General features: G+C 70.5%; 5 protein-coding genes. 2 read left to right on the top strand and 3 right to left on the bottom strand.

Going from position 1 to position 5,068, the window contains the following annotated elements:
* The 3 genes from G6022_RS07930 to G6022_RS07920 form a co-directional block, all read right to left on the bottom strand.
* The coding region (locus tag G6022_RS07930; protein WP_182691320.1) for an ABC transporter ATP-binding protein at nt 1-530 on the bottom strand (530 nt) is incomplete at its 3' end.
* Nucleotides 527-1,555 (bottom strand): iron ABC transporter permease, encoded by a 1,029-nt coding sequence (locus G6022_RS07925; RefSeq protein ID WP_179523768.1) that lies wholly within the window; start codon nt 1,553-1,555, stop codon nt 527-529. The genes G6022_RS07930 and G6022_RS07925, both read right to left, overlap by 4 nt.
* Nucleotides 1,552-2,493: an ABC transporter substrate-binding protein gene (locus tag G6022_RS07920; RefSeq protein ID WP_182639776.1), complete on the bottom strand. Its 942-nt coding sequence runs from the start codon at nt 2,491-2,493 to the stop codon at nt 1,552-1,554. Before G6022_RS07920 ends, G6022_RS07925 begins: the two co-directional genes overlap by 4 nt.
* A gap of 298 nt (nt 2,494-2,791) precedes the next feature.
* Here G6022_RS07920 and G6022_RS07915 point away from each other — a divergent pair, with 298 nt between their 5' ends.
* Nucleotides 2,792-3,208 carry a carboxymuconolactone decarboxylase family protein gene (locus G6022_RS07915; protein ID WP_179523766.1) on the top strand — a complete coding sequence of 139 codons (417 nt, stop codon included), beginning with the start codon at nt 2,792-2,794 and terminating at the stop codon, nt 3,206-3,208.
* Nucleotides 3,209-3,260: 52 nt separating this feature from the next.
* Nucleotides 3,261-4,895 (top strand): long-chain fatty acid--CoA ligase, encoded by a 1,635-nt coding sequence (locus G6022_RS07910; protein ID WP_182610385.1) that lies wholly within the window; start codon nt 3,261-3,263, stop codon nt 4,893-4,895.
* Nucleotides 4,896-5,068 lie beyond the last annotated feature (173 nt).

The raw sequence follows: 5,068 nt of genomic DNA, 5'->3' as shown, positions 1-5,068 counted from the left end.
TCGAGGGCGCTCGTCGGCTCGTCCAACAACAACACCCGGGGCTCCTGTGCCAGCGCCCGGCCCAGGACCACCCGCTGGAGCTCGCCCCCGGACAGCGTGGTCGCGATGCGCGGGGCGAGGTCGTGCAGCGCGAGTCTGTCGATCACTCCCTCGACGACCTCGTGGTCGTGGGGCGACTCGGTGCCGAAGCGGGGGATGTGGGGAGTGCGGCCCAGCCGGATCAGCTCCCGTGCGCTCACGCCCTCGGGCACGACCGGGCGTTGCGGCATGAGCGCCACCATCCGGGCGACCCGCCGTCGCCCGGCCCTCCGTGGCGACAGACCCATGACCTCGACCTCCCCACGGGACGGGATGAGCCCGGCCATGGCGTAGAGCAGCGTGGTCTTGCCCGAGCCGTTCGGCCCGACCAGGGAGATCCAGGTCCCGGTGGGCACGACCAGGTCGATCCCGTGCAGGACGGGCACGGCGTCACGGGCCACATGGAGACCGCGGCAGGACAGGGCTTCGCCGGCGTCCGGGGTGGAGGTCATATGAGCCCCCGGCTCCGACGCAGGACGAACAGGAAGAACGGGGCCCCGATCGCCGCCGTCACGACCCCGATCGGCAGCTCGGCCGGGCTCACCGCGGTGCGGGCCACGATGTCGGCCAGGACGAGGAAACTCGCGCCGACCAGTAGGGACAGCGGTAGGAGTAACCGGTGGCCCGGGCCGATCACCATCCGCACGGCGTGCGGGATCACGATGCCGACGAATCCGATCAGGCCGCTCACGGACACGACCGCGGCGGTGCCCAGCGTGGCGACGCTGATGAGCACCAGCCGCACCCGGGCCGGGGCGATGCCGAGGGTGGAGGCCTCGACGTCACCCACCGCCATCACGTCGAGGGTGCGCCGGAACAGGGCGATCACCGCGACCGAGACCAGGACGTACGGCAGCACGGTCAGCACCTCGGACCAGCCGCTGGTCGTGAGCCGGCCGAGCATCCACGAGTACACCTGCCTCAGGGTCTCGTCGTTGCGCTGCATGAAGAAGGTCTGGATGGCGCTCGCGAACGCGGCGACCGCGACTCCCGCGAGGATGATCACGACCTCGGTCCGACCGCCACCGACACTGCGGCCGAGGGTGTAGGTGGCCATCACCGCGATCATGCCGCCGACGAACGCCGCCGGGGGCACCATCGCCGAACCCATGGCCCCGCCCACGACGATCGCCAGCGTCGCGCCCAGCCCGGCGCCGCTGGAGACACCCAGGAGATAGGGGTCGGCGAGCGGGTTGCGGAACACGCCCTGATAGGTCGCACCGGCGATCGCCAACATCGCGCCGACGATCCCGCCGAGCACGACCCGCGGGATCCGGATCTCCCACAGGATCACCTGCTGGCGAGGCGAGAACCCCGAGTCGACGTGCACGAACGGCAGTCGCCCGACCAGCTCGAGCAGGACTCCCCGCGGGGTGAGGTCGGCGGGACCGACCAGCGTGCCCGCCACCAGCGCCACGAGGAAGAGCACTGTCGCTCCGCCCAACACCAGGGCGTGGCGGGGCGACGCACGGGTCACGAGGCAGGTTCCCTCTCGGGCTGTGATTCGTTCACAGTCAGTGTGGAGATGATCCCGGCCACCTCACGCATGAAGTCCACCACGCGCGGGCCCCACCGGCTGGCCAGGTCCTCGTCGACCACGAAGACGCGGTCCTGCCTGACCGCGGCGAGCTCGCCCCAGCCGGGACGCTCGGCCACGACCTCCGGGGTGATCCCGCAGCACTGCCCGTCGGCGAGCATCACCAGGTCGGGGTCCGCCTCGAGGATCAGTTCCTCGGACAGCTGCGGGTAGGCGTCCCCGCCGGTCGCGATGGAGGTCAGCCCCAACAGGGAGTACACCTCGCCGATGTACGTGTCGTCGGTGACGGTGTAGTAGGTGTCGTCGAGCTCGTGGAAGTAGGTCAGCGGGGTCTCACGCCGGGGGACCGAGGCCACGATCTCGTCGATCTCGCCCCGCATCCGCGAGACCAGCTCGGCGGCCTCGCCGACCGTGCCGGTGGCCGCGCCGACCTGTTCGATCTGGGTGTACGTGTCGTCCAGGGTCCGTGCGGCGGGGAGCAGCAGGACCTCGACCCCGGACCGCTCGAGACCGGAGACGATGTCGCCGGTGTCGTCCGTGGCCACGACCAGGTCCGGCTGGTACCCGAGGATCGCCTCGAGGTTCGGGGTGTAACCCGACAGGTCGGTGACCGGCGCATCGGCGGGATAGTTCGAGCGTTCGTCCACCGCGACCACCCGGTCGCCGGCACCCACGGCGTAGAGCATCTCGGTGGTGGTGGGGCTGAGCGAGATGATCGCCTGCGGCTCGCCCGAGGCGGCGGCGCCGGTGCCGTCGGTCTGGTCGGCCGCCGGGTCGTCCGCCCCGGAGCAGGCCGTGGCGACCAGTGCGACGGTGGTGAGGACGGCGGCGAGCAGAGAGCGGGATCGCGGCGTGGTCCGGGCTCGAGACAGGTGCATGACATCCTCCGGGGATCGCCAGGACGAAAGCAGCTCGGCAGCGACGCGGACGCCGCGGCACGCAACCGTCCTTCGTGCGAGGTCAGTTCGTACGGTGCCGCGGTACCGGCCGACCCGGCGCGCCCGCTCGGGGCGGGATCACAGTTGCGCGGGCATCGTCGGATTCACACCGACTTCCGCCGGGCACCACGGGTGTCCGGCGGGGGAGCCGGACCCTCCGAGGGTAGCCGACCCCCGGGTCGACGGCAGGATGGGCCGTGACCACCCTCCGACACCCACCGACAGGAAGGACCACGAGATGACGACGACGAACGGTTCAGGCGAGGGGCCTTCGGCCGCGGAACTCCGGTCGCGGGGTTTCGCGACCCGGCGCGGGGTGATGGGCGACGCCTTCGTGGACCGCGCGATGGGCCGGGCCGAGGGGACCGCCTCCGAGGCCCTCCAGTACGTGGTCACCGAGAACGTGTGGGGGAATATCTGGGACCGCCCGGGACTCGGGCGCCGCGACCGCAGCCTGTTGAACATCGGCATGCTCGTGGCGTTGCGGGCGAACGCCGAGTTGGCCGGTCACGTGCGCGGCGGCCTGACCAACGGCCTCACCCGCGAGGAGATCACCGAGGCCGTGATTCACGCCTCGGGGTACTGCGGGGCGCCGGCGGCCCTCTCGGCCATGAAGACGGTCCAGGAGGTCTTCGACGCCCTGGACGGCAGGTAGAGTCGTGTCCAGCAGTGACCCCCGACACCCCCCTGAGTGAGGAGCCCCTCGCATGCGCAGCACCATGCAGCCGGAACAGCTGAACATCAGTACCATCCTGACGTTCGGCGCGACCGTCCACTCGGACGCGGTCGTCACCACCTGGACCGATCAGGGCCCGCGGAAAGTCACGTTCGGCGAACTCGGGAAGCGGGCGGCCCAGCTCGCCCACGGGCTGCGTTCGCTCGGGATCGACGCAGACCAGCGCGTCGCGACGTTCCAGTGGAACAACTCGGAGCACATGGAGGCCTACCTGGCCATCCCGTCGATGGGCGCGGTGCTCCACCCCCTGAACATCCGGCTGTTCCCGGACCAGCTCGAGTTCGTGGCCAACCACGCCGAGGACAAGGTCGTGATCGTCGACCCGAGCCTGATCCCGCTCCTGCAGCCCCTGCTGCCGCGGTTCTCGACCGTCGAGCACGTGATCGTCACCGGCGGCGGTGCGGCGAACCTCGAGGCCCCGGAGGGCGTGCAGGTGCACGACTACGAGGCGCTTCTGGCGGCCCAGCCCACCGAGTTCGAGTGGCCCGAGGTCGACGAGAACTCCGGCGCCGCGATGTGTTACACCTCGGGCACCACGGGCGATCCGAAGGGCGTCGTCTACTCGCACCGGTCGATCTACCTCCACTCGATGCAGGTGTGCATGTCGGACGGGATGGACATCTCGCTCGACGACAACGTGCTGGCGATCGTCCCCATGTTCCACGCGATGTCGTGGGGCCTGCCGTACGCGGCGTTCCTGGTGGGTGCCTCACTGCTCATGCCCGAGCGCTTCCTGCAGCCCGAGCCGCTGGCCGCGATGATCGCCTCCGAGCGGCCGACCCTGGCCGCCGCCGTCCCCACGATCTGGCAGGCCGTGGACGCGTACAGCGTCGATCACCCGATCGACATGTCGAGCTTCCGTGCCGTGGTCGTGGGCGGCAGCTCCTGCCCGCCCGCGCTGATCCGCAAGTTCAAGGAGAACTACGGGATCAACATCATCCACGCGTGGGGCATGACGGAGACCTCGCCCATCGGCACGCTGTCGCGGCCGAAGGCGGACCTGCCGGAGGAGAAGCAGTTCGACCTGCGCACCACGCAGGGCCGGTTCATCGCGGGGGTCAAGGCCCGGATCGTCGACGACGCCGGCCAGGAAATGCCCTGGGACGGCGAGTCCGTGGGTGAGCTCCAGGTGCGCGGCCCCTGGATCACGGGCAGCTACTACAAGGTGGAGAACTCCGACTCGTTCGACGACGGCTGGCTGCGCACCGGCGACGTCGGCTACGTCCGCCCCGAGGCGTTCCTGCAGCTCACCGACCGTGCCAAGGACATCATCAAGTCCGGCGGCGAGTGGATCTCCTCCGTGGAGGTGGAGAACTACCTCCTCGAGCACCCGGCCGTGGCCGAGGCGGCCGTGATCGGGATCCCCGACCCCAAGTGGGACGAGCGCCCGCTGGCCACGATCGTGGTCAAGGAGGGCGTGGCCGACCCCGACGTCGAGGACCTGCGCGCGCACCTCGAGTCCAGGATGGCCAAGTGGCAGGTGCCGGAGAAGTTCGCGTTCGTCGACGAGATCCCCAAGACCTCCGTCGGCAAGCTCGACAAGAAGCGCATCCGCGTCTCGCACTCCGACGGTGAGCTCACGGTGGTCAACGCCCTGGAGAAGTAGCCCCCGGTCGGGCCGCCCCACCGGTCCGGTCCCGCCCCAACGAGAAGAGCGTTCCGCGCACATCGCCCGAGAGGCAGGTGCGCGGAACGCTCTTCTCGTTGGAGCGGCGGCGGCTGGACGGGTCGCGGCGGCGATTGGGCGGGTTGCGCGCGCGGGTCGGGCGGGTCGCGCGG

The sequence above is a fragment of the Dietzia sp. Cai40 genome (genome assembly GCF_014145165.1).
Classification (GTDB): domain Bacteria; phylum Actinomycetota; class Actinomycetes; order Mycobacteriales; family Mycobacteriaceae; genus Dietzia; species Dietzia natronolimnaea.
This window is presented reverse-complemented; position numbering and strand designations above follow the sequence as displayed.

Bases quoted from the DNA above. Each gene is read 5' to 3' on its own strand.
- G6022_RS07920 (WP_182639776.1), bottom strand. From the start codon at position 2,493: ATGCACCTGTCTCGAGCCCGGACCACGCCGCGATCCCGCTCTCTGCTC.
- G6022_RS07915 (WP_179523766.1), top strand. From the start codon at position 2,792: ATGACGACGACGAACGGTTCAGGCGAGGGGCCTTCGGCCGCGGAACTC.
- G6022_RS07910 (WP_182610385.1), top strand. From the start codon at position 3,261: ATGCGCAGCACCATGCAGCCGGAACAGCTGAACATCAGTACCATCCTG.